Origin of the sequence: Mucilaginibacter sp. Mucisp86, assembly GCF_047324315.1 — a bacterium.
In the GTDB taxonomy this organism is placed as follows: domain Bacteria; phylum Bacteroidota; class Bacteroidia; order Sphingobacteriales; family Sphingobacteriaceae; genus Mucilaginibacter.
Genome location: NZ_CP168503.1, coordinates 3,156,236 through 3,174,524, shown reverse-complemented (window position 1 = coordinate 3,174,524; position 18,289 = coordinate 3,156,236). Strand labels below are relative to the sequence as shown.

Below are 18,289 nucleotides of genomic sequence, written 5' to 3'. Positions count from 1 at the left end.
CTTAGGCGCCGCTAATTTACTTAATCAGTTTATTATCTGAATCGGGGAATATCAAAATAGGTTCGTAATTGCGGGCTTCTTCCGTTTCCATGTATGCATATGACATAATGATCACTATATCGCCCACCTGTGCCAGGCGAGCTGTAGCTCCGTTGAGGCACACTGTACCTGTTCCGCGCTCGCCTTTGATAACATAAGTTTCAAAACGGGCACCGTTGTTATTGTTCACTATCTGAACCTTTTCATTGGGGATGATATTTGCAGCCTCAATCAGGTCTTCATCAATAGTGATGCTGCCCACATAATTCAACTCCGCCTGCGTTACCTTAACCCGGTGAATTTTGGACTTTAATATTTCAATTATCATGGCGCAAAGTTAGGAATATTTAGTTCATGGTTCATAGTTGATAGGTCATAGTATTTGTTAGCTGATTGTAAATAGTTTATGATTATTTCAACCAAGCACCCAATAGCAAATTTGCTAAAAACCATGAACCATGATCTATGAACCATAGGCTACCCAATCAACACATTATCAATCAATCTTGTTTTACCTACGCGGGCTGCAACAAGGGCAACAATAGTTTCAGATGCCGGGGTGGCGGGGTGCAGCGTTTTGCCATCGGCAATTTCAAAATATTCCAGTTCAACACCCGGTTCAGCGCTGATCATTTGAGCTGCCTGCTGCTGTAAAGCATCGATATTGTTAACATCAAAATTTTCCTTAACCCAGTTTAGCGTTTTTGAAAGTATAAGCGAATGTTCGCGATCATATGGCGTAAGATGAATATTTCTCGAGCTCATGGCCAGGCCGTCGGGCTCACGTTCAATAGGACACATTACCAGCTTAACTGGCATCTCCAACGCTTCAACCATTCTGCTGATTACCATAACCTGCTGGTAATCCTTCTGGCCAAAAAATGCGATATCAGGCTTTACAATATTAAATAGTTTATTTACTACCTGTGTAACGCCCTGGTAATGCCCCGGCCTGAATTTCCCTTCCAGCAGGTGCTCCAGATCACCCATATCAAAATGCCATTTCTCATTATCATCATACATCTCGGTAACCTGCGGATTAAACAAAATATCGCAGTTAACTTCCTCAAGGCGGCGGATATCGTCGGTTATTGGGCGGGGATATTTTTCAAGATCTTTCGGATCATTAAATTGGGTAGGGTTTACAAAAATACTGCAAACAACCTGGGTGCTTTGCTGCTTTGCCAGTTCAATTAAACCCAGGTGCCCCTTATGCAGCGCACCCATGGTTGGTACAAAACCAATTACTTTTACCGGCTTGCGGTTAAAGTAATCTGTTATTTCTTTTTTGGTGGTAAATATTTTCAATGTAATGGTTATTACAAAATTTGGCAAAGGTGTACAATTGCTTAAAAATAACCAAAAGTTACTTGCATAATTCGTTGGCAGTTTATATAATATTAGTTATATTTGCAAACTCAAATTTTTTGACTTCTTTACATTTTAAATACTGATTTAGTGATGGGTAAATCTAAGCTTTTGTTTATAACTCATGAAATGTCTCCTTTCCTTGAACTCACAAAAATTGCCGAAATAACACGCCAACTTCCGCAGGCCATGCAGGAGAAAGGTTACGAGATCCGTATCCTTATGCCGCGTTTCGGCAACATTAATGAGCGCAGGAACAGACTTCATGAAGTGATCAGGTTATCAGGTATGAATATCATCATAGACGATAATGATAACCCGCTGATCATCAAAGTAGCATCTATCCCGGCGGCGCGTATGCAGGTGTATTTTTTAGATAATGAAGAATATTTTCAGCGTAAGCATGTGTTTGCAGACAAAGACGGTAAATTTTACGCCGACAATGACGAGCGCATGATTTTCTTTTGCAAAGGCGCATTGGAAACTGTTAAAAAATTAGGCTGGGCACCGGATGTGATTCATTGCCACGGCTGGATGAGCGCACTCGTGCCTGCTTATCTGAAAACAACTTACAAAGACGACCCTACATTTAAGCACTCAAAAATCATTTACTCTATTTACGAAAATGATTTTAAAGAGAAAATGCATGATGACTTTGCTACAAAAGCCATCATGAGCAATATGAACGAGAAACACGTGGAACCTTACAAAGGCGGCACTAATTCAGCGTTATACGCCGGTGCCATTCACTATTCAGACGGTATTGTTTTAGGCAGCCCTGATATTGATGCAGATGTGTTAAATAATGTTAAAAACAGCAATAAATCGGTTTTAGAATTTGATTCTACCGCAGATTTCGAAAATTATTACAATTTTTACGACGAAATTACCAACGACGAATTGGTGGATGTTGCATAAGACTTAATATTATATATGAAATTTTTCCGATTAGACTTATTGACCCTGTTAATAAGTCTTTTTATTTTGAACAGTTGTAAACGCCAGGATGGTATCGGTTTGGGCATCAATGATCAAAACGAGATCAATGGTAACCTGATAGTTGATACCAATATTGTTATTAACACTGTTGCTGATGATACCGCGGCCACATCGGGCATGACCAGAACACCGCTTGCCAACTTTACCGATCCTGTATTCGGCACCACAAAAAGCGTTGTTGCCTTGGGCGTTAACCTTCCAAATGGCGCTGCTTATACGGTACCTGCAGGTACACTTACAATTGATTCGGCTGTGCTTGTGCTTAAGTATGCAGACGGCTTTTATGGCGATTCGCTGGCTTCACGCTATAAAATAAACGTGTATCAGCTTCAAAAAAAGATAGAGAACAAAACCTATTACACCAACAACCACTGGGATGCTGATCTCAGCACGTTACTTGGCTCTAAAACCTTTACAGCCCGTACGCATGACAGTATTACCATAACCCGTATCCGCACCGATACATTAGATACTGTTCAGCGTGTAGCGCCACAGTTGCGTGTGCCATTAAGCAAATCTTTTATCTATAGCAACCTGTTTAATGCGAGCGGTACAATACTTGCGTCGCCAACAACTTTTCAAAGTACGGTAAAAGGTCTTTACCTCTCGTTAGAGAAGGCACAAGCCAGCGATGCAGGCGGTATCATACAGCTCAATCTTGGCTCATCGCAAATTGACGTTTTTTATAAGGTTGTTACCGCTGCTACCAGTACTACATCCAGCACCATTGATACGGCATCAGTAACTCTGCCATTCTTTAACCGCGCTGCCGAAGTAACGCATACGTATAGTACAACTATCCAGGCTGCCCTGAGCAATACAACGACGTCGCAAAATACGGTTTACCTCCAGGGGCTTGCGGGCTTAAGAGCTAAACTCAGTTTCCCGGGCCTTGATAAACTTGTTGATTCGTCAGTAGTATTAAACCGTGCCGAAATTGTGATAACACCGCGTGCCGGCTCGGGGGTACCTTATGCGCCTTTACCTAAGCTAACCATGTACAAGCTGGATATAGCCAAACAAAGAACATTGATTCAGGACGCCAGCTCAAGCGACCCGCGTTCACAAACAAGTTTATTTGGCGGTCGTTATAACCGTACTACAAAAGAATACCACTTCCTGGTTACCGCTTTTGTGCAGGACCTGATCCGTAAAAAAACAGTTGATTACGGCACTTATATTGCCCCTGTTGATACAACACTCGTTAATACCACAACAGGTATCGACGTAGCTCCATCAACACAAACGGCAGCCCGCTCCGTGATAGTGGGAAGTGATAAAAACACACCGGGATACAGCATCCGGATGAATATCATTTACACCAAGATCCGCAAGTAAGATATCTCTTAATAAACAAAAGAATCCCCGCTTAGGGGATTTTTTTGTTTAAGGCAATTCCACTTCTTAAAATACTTTTTTAAGTATTTTAAAACTTCGCCTTTTTCACAAAAAATCAAAATAATTATTGCTGATATGTGTTATATAGCTGTTTATTTTGCGGCGTTTAACATTTATACTTGATTATTTTATGTGCGGAATTGTTGGTTATATAGGATTCAGAGATGCTTATCCCATCGTTATAAAAGGACTCCACAGACTTGAATACCGGGGCTATGACAGTGCCGGCATTGCCCTGCTTGACCAGGACCTTAAGGTTTATAAAAAAGCAGGCAAAGTTGAAGACCTTGAAAATTTTGTAAAGGGTATCGACCTGAAGGGTTCAATGGGAATGGGGCATACCCGCTGGGCAACCCACGGCGAGCCGAGCGACCGTAATTCGCATCCACACTCATCCGGCGACAGGAAACTCACCATTATTCATAACGGCATTATCGAAAACTATGGGGTGATCAAAGAAACCCTTATAGCCAAAGGCCACGTTTTTAAAAGCGATACCGACACCGAGGTCTTAATACATCTGGTTGAGGATATCCAAAGGGAAACCGGCCTTGATTTGAAAGATGCCGTACGCGTGGCTTTAAATAAAGTGATAGGCGCATATGCCATTGTGATTATGAGTGCTGATGAGCCGGATTTGCTTATTGCGGCCCGTAAAGGTAGCCCAATGGTGATTGGCGTAGGCAAAGGCGAATACTTCATTGCTTCAGATGCTACGCCTATCGTGGAGTATACCAAAAATGTGATCTACCTTAACGATAACGAAATTGCCTACGTACATCGCGAAAGCCTGTTGGTAAAAAATATCGACAACTCGGTGCAGACACCCTACATCCAGGAGCTGGACCTAAAGCTTGAAATGCTGGAAAAAGGTGGCTACGATCACTTTATGATGAAGGAGATCTATGAACAGCCCCGCTCCATCCGCGATTGCCTGCGCGGCCGTATTTACCCGCAGCAGGGCAAAGTTCAGCTTGGTGGTATCAAGGAATACACCGAGAAGCTTAAAAACGTCGACAGGATCATTATTGTGGCCTGCGGCACCTCCTGGCATGCCGGTTTAGTAGGCGAATACCTGATTGAAGAATATGCCCGTGTGCCGGTAGAAGTGGAATATGCATCGGAATTCCGATACCGCAATCCTATCATTACCGAAAAAGACCTTGTAATAGCCATATCCCAATCGGGCGAAACTGCCGATACTATGGCAGCCATAGAACTTGCTAAAGAAAAAGGGGCAACCATTTTTGGGATATGCAATGTGGTAGGTGCATCTATTCCGCGTTTAACCCATGCCGGTGTTTATACCCACGCCGGGCCTGAAATAGGTGTGGCTTCTACCAAGGCTTTCACTGCCCAGGTAAGCGTATTAACCCTCATTGCATTTTACATAGCCCAACAGCGGGGTAAAATTACCCAAAGTAAAATGGTTGAATATTTAACTGGTTTAAACGAGATTCCGAATTTGGTACAGGAAGCCCTGAAATCAAATGATCATATCCAGGAAATTGCAGCGCGGTTTAAAGATTCAAGCAATTGCCTGTTCCTGGGCAGGGGAAGTTCATTCCCCGTAGCACTGGAGGGCGCTTTAAAGCTTAAGGAGATATCTTATATCCATGCCGAAGGCTATCCGGCTGCCGAAATGAAACACGGCCCTATCGCTTTAATTGATGATGAAATGCCGGTAGTGTTCATCGCCACGAAACATTCATCGTACGAAAAAGTGATCAGCAATATCCAGGAAGTTAAAGCCCGTAAAGGCCACGTAATAGCCATTGTTACCGAAGGTGATACCGAAGTTAAAGGCATGGCCGATTACGTGATAGAAATTCCGCAAACCAACGAGGCCTTTGTACCGCTGGTTGCAACTATCCCGCTACAATTGCTGGCTTATCATATAGCAGTAATGCGTGGTTGTAATGTAGATCAGCCCCGTAACCTGGCAAAGTCGGTTACAGTTGAATAAAAACCTTTTATAAACCTATTTTTACCAACCCCTGCCAGTAACGGCAGGGGTTTTGTTATTTTTGGGAAGAAACAAATACCTGCAACCTATGAGTTTTGAAATTTTTGAACAGGCCGAATCATGGATCTCCTTAATCACACTTACCTTGCTGGAGATTGTTTTAGGCATCGATAACATCGTATTTATCTCCATCCTATCCGATAAACTCCCTGCCAGCCAGCAAAGCAAAGGCAGGCGGGTTGGCCTTGGCATGGCCATGATCACCCGTATCCTGCTGCTGCTATCCATCAGCTGGGTAATGACCTTAACCGCCCCCTTGTTTAACTTAAGCCCAATTTTTAGCATTACCGATGCCGAATGGGTCGAGAAGCTCGCGATTTCGGGCCGTGACCTGATCCTGATCATTGGCGGCCTCTTCCTGATTTATAAAAGTACTGCCGAAATTCACCATAAGATTGAAGGCGATGACGAAAACGAAGGCTCGGTAAAAAAGCATTCGTTCTGGGGCACCATATTACAGATCATGCTGCTGGATATCGTATTCTCGCTCGATTCGGTGATCACCGCCGTGGGGATGGCGAGCCATGTAGAGATCATGATCCTCGCCGTTGTAATTGCCGTAGGCATTATGATGTGGGCATCAAACGGTGTAGCGTCATTTGTAAACAAGCATCCAACCGTAAAAATGCTCGCCTTATCATTTCTGTTGTTAATAGGTGTCTCACTTTTAGCTGAAGCTTTTGAACAGCATATCCCTAAAGGATATATCTATTTCGCTATGGCTTTTTCGGTTTTAGTAGAGATGCTTAATTTGAAAATGAAAGCGAATAAGGGCAAGAAAATAGCAAGCAAAGGGAATTAAAAAACTATTGTGAATCTAATTTATGTCATTGACATCGTTTTTTAATTAATAATAATAGTTAAAAGATTGGGTTACACGGTAGGTTTTCAACGAGCGCAAGGAAAAAGCATAAGGCCCGGCAGGTTCATCCTGCCGGGCCTTATAATGACACAGTCGTAAACTATTGATTACTAGATAGATTTTACAGCTTGAGCGTTACCTGCGGCCCGGGCTTTCCGTTACAAGTCCTCGCTTTACCCGCACACAAACCCGGCACACGCTGTGGTCTTTTCACTGCAATCCCTAACGCGGCCCCCGCACAATATCTCCAAAACATATTTTGCACGTCATCACGATTTTTCTAAGATTTCCCTGATGGTTACTCAATGATATGTGGGAAAAAGTCAATAGACTTATATAATTCAATAACTTTTCTATAATACTACGGTCACCGCTTTCCCACTATACTTAACCACCTTATCAGCCTTAGCCGTTAAAGCCACATCCGAACCATGCGCTCCTTTAACCAATACCACATTAAAAGTGCGGCTCTTTAATTGTCCGGGGAAATGTCCTTTGGTATCTGAAATAGTAAGCTTGCGTGTTTTATCATTCCAGTTTAGCGTAAACGTAGCTGATTGTCCTTTTTCGTAATTATAGTTATCGTTTTCATCCTCATAAAACTTAAATGATGCGTCGGCACCGGGATAAATACGTAGTTCGATATTAGCATTTGGTTTTTCGGTTGCGTATTCAACATCCGGTCCCATAGGTATAATTGAACCTGCTTTTACATAAAGCGGCAATATTTCGATGGGCGCGGCAGCGCTGATTGTTTGGCCGCCATCGAGCAGTTCGCCTGTCCAGAAGTTATACCATTTGCTGGCTGCAGGCAGATAAACCTGGCGGGCTTTAGCTTTTTTGTCGGCATCACTTGAGGTGTACAATTGCTCGGTTACCGGGTTAACCATAAAGGCCGGCCCAAACATATACTGATCAGGAATACCATAAACTTTGGCGTCGCCACGGTAATCAAAAGCCAGCGAACGCATAATGGTGTAGTTATCATTAGTTACTCGCCCCGCTAATGAATAAATGTAAGGCATCAAACGGTAACGGAGTTTATCGAAATTAAGCAGGATCGACCTCGTATTTTCATCCCAGTTTTTGCTGAAGATGGCGCGTTCGCCTTTACCATGTATCCTGAATATAGGGCAAAATGTACCGAACTGGAACCAACGGGTAAACAATTCGCGCTTATCCGGCTGCGACCAATCGGCAGGTTTCCAGTGGTAGTGATATCCACCGATGTCCGACGTCCAGTAAGGGATGCCAGAGGTACAGGCATTGATGCCCTGTGGTACCTGGTCTTTAAAATCATGAAAAGTACACTCAATATCGCTCGACCACAGTGTTGATGCATTGCGCTGCTCACCCGCAAACGACTGTCTTACCAGAAAGAAGGCGCGCTTACCCTGAATATCCCTGCGCCAGCCCTCGTACACGCCTTTGGTATGCTGTAATGAATAGGTATTAAAATAATCTATGCCCTTGCCTATGCTGAAATTACTTTGACGGCGGGCGTCCAGCAATGCACCATTATCGGGCTCGCACTGATCAATCCACCAGGCATCCCAGCCGTAGCGCTTAATCAGGCTGTCGCGGGCCTGGTCCCAGTATAGCTCGCGCGCTTTAGGGTTGTGAGCGTCGTAATAAGTATCAAAGGTATGGGTAACTACGTTGTCCCAGGTGATATCGGTTAAGCCGCCCATTTTGTCCAGTGCGTCATAGTTAGGTGTGCCTTTACCAAACACCGGCCAGATAGAGATCATGGCATGGATGTTCGCCTGATGCAAAGCATCAACCAACTTTTGTGGATGCGGATAGCGCTCAGGCTTCATTACATGCGAACCTATTGGCAACGGGTCCCAGTAATACCAATCCTGCACAATCACGTCCACTGGAATGTGGTTATTGCGATAATTATCTTTTACAGTAAGGATCTCATCCTCGCTCAAGTACCTGTCTTGTGATTGAAACAAGCCGTAAGCCCATTTACCAAACATCGGCGCTTTACCGGTGGCAGTACGATATAAGTCGATGATATGATCAAAGCCGGGCCCGTAGAAAAAGAAATAATCAACCTGCTTGCCACTTTCAGATACATATTTAAATTTGGTATTGTCCGCTTCGGCTCCGTAAAAATTACTTGCCGAGTAGTTGTCCCACATCAAACCATAGCCTTTTGTTGATAGCATCACCGGGATAGCGCCGGTAAGATATTTAATAGCCAGGTCCTGGTTACGGCCTTTGTAATTGATAGACATCGAATCCAGTGGATGACAGCCCAAACCAAATAAGGCCTCATCGGTTGGTGACGTGAATTGCGTGGTAATATTATAAGTGCTGATACCGGCAACGGTAGCCGGAGTCATAGATTTATTATCGCTATCTTCTCCGGCGATCACGTTACCTTTCAGATCTGTATAGATGATAGCGTTAGTGGCCTTATTGATCCTTATTTTCAGTTTCGCCGTAGTAATAAGCACGTCGGTTTTACTATCCGAAACCTGGTAAACCGAATGTTGCAGCCATTTATTGTTAACAACCAGCGAGGGTTTACTTTCAAAAGCATCGAAGATGGTATATTTTACTTCGATGATATCATCCTTACGGATAAGCACCTTCATCAACCCCTTGTCGAGCGTGAAGGTAACGCCATCTGCTGCTTTTTTGAAAGATTTAATTAATGCAAAAGCAGGCATGGTTGAGACGCCAGTTAGAAGCAAAATAATTAACACAATCGATTGCGTAATTTTTGCGCCTTTATGAGATAATTGTTTAAACATCATGAGTACACAAGTTGGTTTATGTTGAGTGTGAGATTGACACCTATTTAGACACTGTGAATATAGTGTACTTTTTTTAATTGGAATAATCTTTTTTGCTCAATTTATGGTAGAAATCGAATCCGGTTTAACGCTACAGGACGCCGTAACGGTACATTATAAAGTTGGAAGGCATTACTTGGCGTTCCCGTCAGCCGCAGGAAGGGCTATGCGCTTCTACTGCTACAAAGCTTTGCTCGATTTACCCCGATTGTCATCCTGAGGGACGAAGGATCATCTTCTGCGCTGTGCGGGTTAGTGGAGAATAGTGAGTAGTGAGTGGTTGATTAGGGAGGATGGTTGTTATTGATGTTGGAGTTGTTGAGATAGCAAAGTACTGTAAACGCAAAAAGCCTTAGGTATTAGCTAAGGCTTTTGCAATGTTGCACCATTGAAGGTGATAAAGGGTGGCACCGACCTACTCTCCCACGTTTTACCGCAGTACCATCGGCTCTGGCGGGCTTGACTTCTCTGTTCGGAATGGGAAGAGGTAGACACCGCCGATATAGGCACCTGAATTTCTTTTGGTTCATTGGTTCATTCGTTCAGTAGTTCATTGGTCTGAGCATACTGTAGAATTTTACCTTTGTACCGATATTTTATTTGTTTGTTATTGTCCTCTCTTCTTTCGTTATCTGGCTACTAATGAACCAATGACACCAATGAACTAATGAACCAGCAAACAATGACATATTATTGAAAGAAGTGATTGAATTTAAGAGAAAACAACAGCTTTTGTTCTTTATCTGTTTGTTTTGTTTCTCACCGGCTCATCTATCCCTCGTCTTATCAGTATTGCTACCAATCAACTAATGAACAAATGAACCAGTGAACGTTTCTTCACGAAGAAAGCTTCGGGCAATTAGTATTACTCGGCTATGATGTCACCACCTTTATACCTGTAACCTATCAACGTAGTAGTCTCCTACGACCCTCTATGGAAGTCTCATCTTGTGGCTAGTTTCGCACTTAGATGCTTTCAGCGCTTATCTATTCCCAACGTAGCTACTCTGCAGTACACCTGGCGGCATAACAGATTCACCAGAGGTTAGTCCAACCCGGTCCTCTCGTACTAAGGTCAGCCCCACTCAAACTTCCTGCGCCCACAACAGATAGGGACCGAACTGTCTCGCGACGTTCTGAACCCAGCTCGCGTGCCACTTTAATGAGCGAACAGCTCAACCCTTGGGACCTTCTCCAGCCCCAGGATGTGACGAGCCGACATCGAGGTGCCAAACCTCCCCGTCGATATGAGCTCTTGGGGGAGATCAGCCTGTTATCCCCAGCGTACCTTTTATCCTTTGAGCGATGGCCCTTCCATGCAGAACCACCGGATCACTATATCCGTCTTTCGACCCAGCTCGACTTGTCTGTCTCACTGTCAAGCAAGCTTATGCTATTGCACTCCGCGTACGGTTACCAAGCGTACTGAGCTTACCTTTGAAAGCCTCCGTTACCTTTTTGGAGGCGACCACCCCAGTCAAACTACCCGCCAAACAATGTTCTCCACTTTGTAGAGTTAGACACCAAATACAGAAAGGGTGGTATTTCAACGTTGACTAAACTACTCCTGGCGAAGCAGCATCACAGTCTCCCACCTATCCTACACATCCTGTATCCGATATCAATGTTAAGCTATAGTGAAGGTGCATGGGGTCTTTCCGTCCCGTTGCGGGTAACCGGCGTCTTCACCGATACCACAATTTCACCGAGCTCATGGCTGAGACAGCGCCCAGATCGTTACACCATTCGTGCAGGTCGGAACTTACCCGACAAGGAATTTCGCTACCTTAGGACCGTTATAGTTACGGCCGCCGTTTACTGGGGCTTCGATTCAATGCTTCGCCTTGCGACTAACATCCCCTCTTAACCTTCCAGCACCGGGCAGGTGTCAGGCCATATACGTCATCTTTCGATTTTGCATAGCCATGTGTTTTTGTTAAACAGTCGCCTGGGCCTTTTCACTGCGGCTGACATTGCTGCCAGCGCCCCTTCTCCCGAAGTTACAGGGCCATTTTGCCGAGTTCCTTAGCCATGATTCACTCGAGCACCTTAGGATTCTCTCCTCGACTACCTGTGTCGGTTTACGGTACGGGTTTTTATTACCTGAAGCTTAGCGGGTTTTCTTGGAAGTCTGATTACCTGAACTATCACATCCCCCGAAGGTTCTGTGTACTATCAGCTTTCAGCATGATCTGCGTACTTAACTACAAACCATATACCTACAGCCTTTAACGAACTATTCCGTCAGTTCGCGTCAGTGTCACTACTCCGTCACCGCATCGCAGTAATAAAAAGTACTGGAATATTAACCAGTTGTCCATCGGCTACGCCTGTCGGCTTCACCTTAGGCCCCGACTAACCCTGATCCGATTAGCGTTGATCAGGAAACCTTAGTCTTTCGGTGGGCGGGTTTCTCTCCCGCCTTATCGTTACTTATGCCTACATTTGCTTTTCTACACTCTCCACAGTCAGTTACCTTCCTGCTTCGCCGATTGTAGAATGCTCCCCTACCAGTCATATTAAATATGAATCCATAGCTTCGGTATACTGCTTGATGCCCGTTTATTATCCATGCCCGATCGCTCGACTAGTGAGCTGTTACGCACTCTTTAAATGAATGGCTGCTTCCAAGCCAACATCCTAGCTGTCTGTGCAATCGGACCTCGTTAGTTCAACTTAGCAATAATTTAGGGACCTTAGCTGATGGTCTGGGTTCTTTCCCTCTCGGCCATGGACCTTAGCACCCATAGCCTCACTCCAGCGTATATTATAAAGCATTCGGAGTTTATCTGGATTTGGTAGGATTTGACTCCCCCGCACCCAATTAGTAGCTCTACCTCTTTATAACTCAACCGCCAGGCTGTTCCTAAAAACATTTCGGGGAGTACGAGCTATTTCCCAGTTTGATTAGCCTTTCACCCCTACCCACAAGTCATCCGGAAACTTTTCAACGTTTATCGGTTCGGTCCTCCAGTACCTGTTACGGCACCTTCAACCTGCCCATGGGTAGATCACAAGGTTTCGCGTCTACCTCCCCTGACTATACGCCCTTTTCAGACTCGCTTTCGCTTCGGATCCGTGTCTTAAACACTTAACCTTGCCAGGGAAGAGTAACTCGTAGGCTCATTATGCAAAAGGCACGCCGTCACCATTACTGGCTCCGACCGCTTGTAAGTACACGGTTTCAGGTTCTATTTCACTCCCCTGTTCGGGGTTCTTTTCACCTTTCCCTCACGGTACTGGTTCACTATCGGTCTCTCAGGAGTATTTAGCCTTACCGGATGGTGCCGGCAAATTCCCACAAGGCGTCTCCGACCTCGCGGTACTCAGGATACCACTATCCTACTATCAATTACCCGTACGCAGCTCTCATGCTCTTTGGCCGGGTTTCCCACCCCGTTCCGGTTCTCTTTAATATTCATGTTGTGGTCCTACAACCCCTGTTATGCCGTAACATAACAGGTTTGGGCTTCTTCCATTTCGCTCGCCACTACTCTGGAAATCACTATTGTTTTCTCTTCCTCTGCTTACTTAGATGTTTCAGTTCGGCAGGTTAGCGCATTTATGCAATTATCCTTCAGATAATTAGGTTTCCCCATTCGGAAATCACCGGATCAAGTCTTATTTGCAAATCCCCGGTGCTTATCGCAGCTTATCACGTCCTTCTTCGCCTCTGAGAGCCAAGGCATCCCCCGTGTACCCTTTCTTACTTTCTTCTACTCTTGCGCCTTTTGCGCCGCAAGGTATGTCTTTATTTTAGATTAGTTGATTCGTTCACTTGTTCACTCGTTCATTTGTCCAAGCAGTATTGCTACCAATGAACTAATTTACTAATGAACCATTGAACTGAAAAAACGTCTCTATCTGTTGTTTTCTCTTGTTTTCAATTACTTCTTCCAATATGTCAAAGAACGTTTTGCGGATGTACAGATGTTTGATTTCAGATGTGCAGATGATTTCTCATTTGCATATCTGCATATCTTCACATTTGCTAATCTGCATCGTGGAGAATAACGGATTCGAACCGTTGACCCCCTGCGTGCAAGGCAGGTGCTCTAGCCAGCTGAGCTAATCCCCCCTAAGATTAATTAGTGATTTGGTGTTTTTTTGAATTAGCGATTTCTTTTAATTCACTAACTCACTAACTCATTAATTCACTTATTGCCTTTTTTGTAGTCCCGAGCAGATTTGAACTGCTGACCCCTACATTATCAGTGTAGTGCTCTAACCAAGCTGAGCTACAGGACTATTCTTTATTTCGGATTTCGGATTTACGATTTTAGATTTTTATCGTAAATCGTAATCTCTTACAATCCTGCCTCAGTTGTTCACACAACACGATGGCTTCATCTTCTGGGTTTTCTTTTTTACGTTTATTTTATAGCGATATCTCATGTCTCTTATCTCACATCTCATATCTACTACTTTAAGAAATATCATGTAGGTAACAGTTCCGAATCACTCTGAGAAACTGCTCCAGAAAGGAGGTATTCCAGCCACACCTTCCGGTACGGCTACCTTGTTACGACTTAGCCCCAGTTACCGACTTTACCCTAGGACGCTCCTTGCGGTTACGCACTTCAGGCACTTCCAGCTTCCATGGCTTGACGGGCGGTGTGTACAAGGCCCGGGAACGTATTCACCGCGTCATTGCTGATACGCGATTACTAGCGAATCCAACTTCACGGGGTCGAGTTGCAGACCCCGATCCGAACTGTGAATGACTTTATGAGATTGGCATCCTGTTGCCAGGTAGCTGCCCTCTGTATCATCCATTGTAGCACGTGTGTAGCCCCGGACGTAAGGGCCATGATGACTTGACGTCGTCCCCTCCTTCCTCTCTATTTGCATAGGCAGTCTGTTTAGAGTCCCCACCTTAAATGCTGGCAACTAAACATAGGGGTTGCGCTCGTTGCGGGACTTAACCCAACACCTCACGGCACGAGCTGACGACAGCCATGCAGCACCTAGTTTCGTGTTCCGAAGAACTAGAGCGTCTCTGCTCTATTCACTAACTTTCAAGCCCGGGTAAGGTTCCTCGCGTATCATCGAATTAAACCACATGCTCCTCCGCTTGTGCGGGCCCCCGTCAATTCCTTTGAGTTTCACCCTTGCGGGCGTACTCCCCAGGTGGAACACTTAACGCTTTCGCTTAGACGCTGACCGTATATCGCCAACATCGAGTGTTCATCGTTTAGGGCGTGGACTACCAGGGTATCTAATCCTGTTTGATCCCCACGCTTTCGTGCCTCAGCGTCAATCATACTTTAGTAAGCTGCCTTCGCAATTGGTGTTCTGTGACATATCTATGCATTTCACCGCTACTTGTCACATTCCGCCTACCTCAAGTACATTCAAGCCCATCAGTATCAAGGGCACTGCGATAGTTGAGCTACCGTCTTTCACCCCTGACTTAACAGGCCGCCTACGCACCCTTTAAACCCAATAAATCCGGATAACGCTTGGATCCTCCGTATTACCGCGGCTGCTGGCACGGAGTTAGCCGATCCTTATTCTCAAGGTACATTCAACTCGATACACGTATCGAGGTTTATTCCCCTGCAAAAGCAGTTTACAACCCATAGGGCCGTCTTCCTGCACGCGGCATGGCTGGTTCAGACTTCCGTCCATTGACCAATATTCCTTACTGCTGCCTCCCGTAGGAGTCTGGTCCGTGTCTCAGTACCAGTGTGGGGGGTCATCCTCTCAGATCCCCTAAACATCGTAGCCTTGGTAAGCCGTTACCTTACCAACTAGCTAATGTTCCGCATGCCCATCTTAGTCCTATAAATATTTGATTATAATGCGATGCCACATCATAATGTTATGCGGTCTTAATCTCTCTTTCGAGAGGCTATCCCCCTGACTAAGGTAGGTTACATACGTGTTACGCACCCGTGCGCCACTCTCACAGGGAGCAAGCTCCCCGATCCCGTCCGACTTGCATGTATTAGGCCTGCCGCTAGCGTTCATCCTGAGCCAGGATCAAACTCTCCATTGTAAAATGTTTTGTTTTAATCTCTGACCCTATTATTAATTAATAGAATCTGTATTATTATATCTTTATACAGTCTCTCATTTTGTTTGTAACTCTTCAATCTTCCGTTGCCTCAGCCCCTTCCGATCTCCCGTTACGCTACATGATTTCCATTTCTTAAAAGAACTTTTTCGCCTCCCCTTCACGGTTCTGCTATATAATCTATCAGGATTACCTGATCTGATTTGTCATTTTCTATCCGGCGAGAATCGCTCTCTTTCCGCTTTGATTCCGAGAACCTAAAACCCTCATCCTCTTTTCTTTAGAAGCTTTTAAACTTCTGTCCCGCTTGGGGCTGCAAAGGTAGAAACCTTTTCTTTATTTCCAAAACTTTTTTTTTATTTTTTTTATTCTAAGTTTCAGACCCGCTTCCCTCTCTCTTTCTCCCCGTTTGCGGGCTGCAAAGGTGTGAATTATTTCCCAATTCCACAAAAAGATTTTTATCTTTTTTCTCCTCTTCTCTAACTCACTCTCAACCTTTAAAGAACTATCCCCGCTCCCTCGTTTGCGGGCTGCAAAGGTAGACACTTTTCCTTTTTATCCAAATTATTTTTACCCATTTTTAACCCTTTCCCTATAACTCACTATTCCTCAATAAGAAAAAGTTTAAAGCAAGCCGCAAATGCCAGCGTTAGGGATAGTAGCGGATACCGGCCCGCGCCTAATGCCCGTGCAGTATGAGCGGATAGCCCGGCCGCAAGGAACGCCCATAACCTTATCAAATGGCAGTATTTTATTGTTATTTATAAGCCGTAAACCCGAAAACCCTCCCTTCAGCGATAAAAGCAATATGGATGGTACCAATACCTTCTTCATCACGGATATGCTTTGCCTATCTAAATTAAGTAAAAAGAACTCCAACTTTTCGTTTACGATACCTAAAACGATTTACAGAAATCTATATTTGTTAAATAACCAGAATAAACACAACACATCTAATATATGGAGGATAAACCGCTACGAAGCCAGCAATGGTTTGGTAAAAAGGGCAAAGACGGCTTTATATACCGCGCGTGGATGAAAAACCAGGGCATCCCGGCACATCAGCTACAAGGTAAACCCGTAATTGGGATCTGCAATACATGGTCAGAGCTTACGCCCTGTAATGCTCATTTCCGGGAATTGGCGCAGTCTGTAAAAAACGGCATTTATGAGGCGGGAGGTTATCCGGTAGAATTTCCGGTAATGTCATTAGGCGAAACTTTGGTTAAACCTACTGCCATGCTTTACAGAAACCTGGTGAGTATGGATGTTGAGGAGAGTATTCGCGCCAACCCGCTGGATGGCGTAGTGTTGCTTTGCGGCTGCGATAAAACCACGCCGGCCCTGGTGATGGGCGCGTGTAGTGTTAATATCCCAACTATTGTTGTTTCGGGCGGGGCCATGCTAACCGGCAAATACCGGGGAAGGGATATTGGAACATCAGACATATGGCGTTTTTTTGCCGATCATCAAACCGGGCAAATGAACGATGAAGACCTTTATACTGCCGAGGCCTGTATGGCCCGAAGCCAGGGGCATTGCGCAGTAATGGGTACGGCATCAACCATGGCCTGCATGGTTGAATCGCTGGGACTTTCACTGGCAGAGAACGCTGCCATCCCTGCGGCCGACTCGCGTCGCAAAGTATTAGCGCATTTATCCGGCAGCCGCATTGTTGACATGGTACGGGAAGACCTCAAGCCTTCGGACATTCTTACCCGGCAGGCTTTTGAAAATGCCATCACTGTTAATGCTGCGATTGGCGGATCTACCAATTTTATTATTCACCTGCTGGCGATAGCAGGTCGCATCGGGATTGATCTGAATATGGATGATTTCAATACCTCCGCCCGTAAAATACCTTTGCTGGCCAATCTGCAGCCATCAGGCAAATATTTTATGGAGGATTTTTATTATGCCGGAGGTTTGCCAGCCCTGATGAAAGAGCTCCATGAACAGCTTAACAGCAGTGCAATAACCGTAAGCGGGCATCCTATCTCACACAACTATGAAAACAGCGAATGTTTTAACCGCGAGCTCATAGCTCCGGTTGATAATCCTTTTAACCCAACAGCAGGCATAACTGTACTTAAAGGCAACCTTTGCCAAAACGGAGCGGTGATCAAACCGTCTGCTGCAAGCAACGGTTTAATGCAACATACCGGCAGGGCGGTTGTATTTGAAAATATAGAGGATTTTAACCACCGGATCAATGACCCGGAACTGGACGTAGATAAATACAGCGTTTTGGTATTGAAAAATGCAGGCCCCAGAGGCTATCCCGGCATGCCCGAGGTTGGCAATATGCTCATCCCTAAAAAACTGGCCGACCAGGGCATTACCGATATGGTGCGCATCTCCGACGGGCGAATGAGCGGTACGGGTTTTGGCACCGTAGTACTGCATGTATCGCCGGAAGCGGCAATCGGCGGAACATTGGCTGTGGTACAGGATGGCGATATTATCAAACTTGATGTACCCGCCGGCACGCTGCATCTTGAAGTTAGCGACGACGAGATAGCCGAAAGAAAATCAAAACTGGTATTAAATAACAATATCAGCAAACGCGGATACACTTATTTATATCAAAATCATGTGGAACAGGCTCATCTTGGCGCCGATCTTGATTTTTTAAAGGGAAGCTCGGGAAGCGACGTTTTGAGGGATTCGCATTAGTAAATTATAAAAATGTCATTTCGACGAGCAGGAGAGGAAGACGCTGTGGGGCGAGGAGAAATCTTATACGCCATGCATTTGCTTATCGCTTG

9 protein-coding genes, 2 tRNA genes and 3 rRNA genes are annotated in these 18,289 nt (G+C 44.9%); 5 read left to right on the top strand and 9 right to left on the bottom strand.

Features of this window, described 5'->3' with window-relative positions:
• Positions 1-16: 16 nt before the first annotated feature.
• Together panD and panC are read right to left on the bottom strand one after the other, a co-directional pair.
• A complete protein-coding gene (gene panD, locus ACEN9X_RS13520) occupies positions 17-367 on the bottom strand; it encodes an aspartate 1-decarboxylase (RefSeq protein WP_110587810.1) in 351 nt (116 codons plus the stop codon).
• Between the two features lie 149 nt (positions 368-516).
• The gene (gene panC / locus ACEN9X_RS13515) at positions 517-1,347 is read right to left on the bottom strand and encodes a pantoate--beta-alanine ligase (protein WP_413670860.1); all 831 of its coding nucleotides are present in this window, start codon (positions 1,345-1,347) and stop codon (positions 517-519) included.
• 153 nt (positions 1,348-1,500) lie between these two features.
• Here panC and ACEN9X_RS13510 point away from each other — a divergent pair, with 153 nt between their 5' ends.
• The 4 genes from ACEN9X_RS13510 (at position 1,501) to ACEN9X_RS13495 (ending at position 6,632) form a co-directional block, all read left to right on the top strand.
• Positions 1,501-2,325, top strand: coding sequence for a glycogen/starch synthase (locus ACEN9X_RS13510; RefSeq protein ID WP_091219890.1), 825 nt, complete (start codon positions 1,501-1,503; stop codon positions 2,323-2,325).
• 66 nt (positions 2,326-2,391) lie between these two features.
• Complete coding sequence (locus ACEN9X_RS13505) at positions 2,392-3,744, top strand: DUF4270 family protein (protein ID WP_413670859.1); 1,353 nt, start codon at positions 2,392-2,394, stop codon at positions 3,742-3,744.
• 190 nt (positions 3,745-3,934) lie between these two features.
• Positions 3,935-5,770, top strand: coding sequence for a glutamine--fructose-6-phosphate transaminase (isomerizing) (gene glmS, locus ACEN9X_RS13500; protein WP_413670858.1), 1,836 nt, complete (start codon positions 3,935-3,937; stop codon positions 5,768-5,770).
• 88 nt (positions 5,771-5,858) lie between these two features.
• Positions 5,859-6,632, top strand: a complete 774-nt coding sequence (locus tag ACEN9X_RS13495; protein ID WP_413670857.1) for a TerC family protein — start codon at positions 5,859-5,861, stop codon at positions 6,630-6,632.
• Positions 6,633-7,045: 413 nt separating this feature from the next.
• Here ACEN9X_RS13495 and ACEN9X_RS13490 read toward each other — a convergent pair whose 3' ends face one another.
• The 7 genes from ACEN9X_RS13490 to ACEN9X_RS13460 all read right to left on the bottom strand — a co-directional run bounded on the left by ACEN9X_RS13490 (position 7,046) and on the right by ACEN9X_RS13460 (position 16,355).
• Positions 7,046-9,376 (bottom strand): TIM-barrel domain-containing protein, encoded by a 2,331-nt coding sequence (locus tag ACEN9X_RS13490; RefSeq protein ID WP_413670856.1) that lies wholly within the window; start codon positions 9,374-9,376, stop codon positions 7,046-7,048.
• Positions 9,377-9,904: 528 nt separating this feature from the next.
• Positions 9,905-10,016, bottom strand: a 5S ribosomal RNA gene (gene rrf, locus ACEN9X_RS13485).
• A gap of 325 nt (positions 10,017-10,341) precedes the next feature.
• A 23S ribosomal RNA gene (locus ACEN9X_RS13480) occupies positions 10,342-13,219 on the bottom strand.
• A gap of 287 nt (positions 13,220-13,506) precedes the next feature.
• Positions 13,507-13,580: transfer RNA gene (locus tag ACEN9X_RS13475), tRNA-Ala, on the bottom strand.
• A 95-nt stretch (positions 13,581-13,675) separates the two neighbouring features.
• Positions 13,676-13,750, bottom strand: a tRNA-Ile gene (locus ACEN9X_RS13470).
• A gap of 232 nt (positions 13,751-13,982) precedes the next feature.
• Positions 13,983-15,503, bottom strand: a 16S ribosomal RNA gene (locus ACEN9X_RS13465).
• The 16S, 23S and 5S rRNA genes sit together here with 2 tRNA genes alongside, the layout of an rRNA operon.
• A gap of 642 nt (positions 15,504-16,145) precedes the next feature.
• Entirely contained in the window at positions 16,146-16,355 is a 210-nt protein-coding gene (locus ACEN9X_RS13460; protein WP_413670855.1) for a hypothetical protein, read from the bottom strand.
• A 126-nt stretch (positions 16,356-16,481) separates the two neighbouring features.
• Here ACEN9X_RS13460 and ACEN9X_RS13455 point away from each other — a divergent pair, with 126 nt between their 5' ends.
• On the top strand, positions 16,482-18,197 hold the full coding sequence (locus ACEN9X_RS13455) for an IlvD/Edd family dehydratase (protein WP_413670854.1): 1,716 nt from the start codon (positions 16,482-16,484) through the stop codon (positions 18,195-18,197).
• Positions 18,198-18,289: the final 92 nt, after the last annotated feature.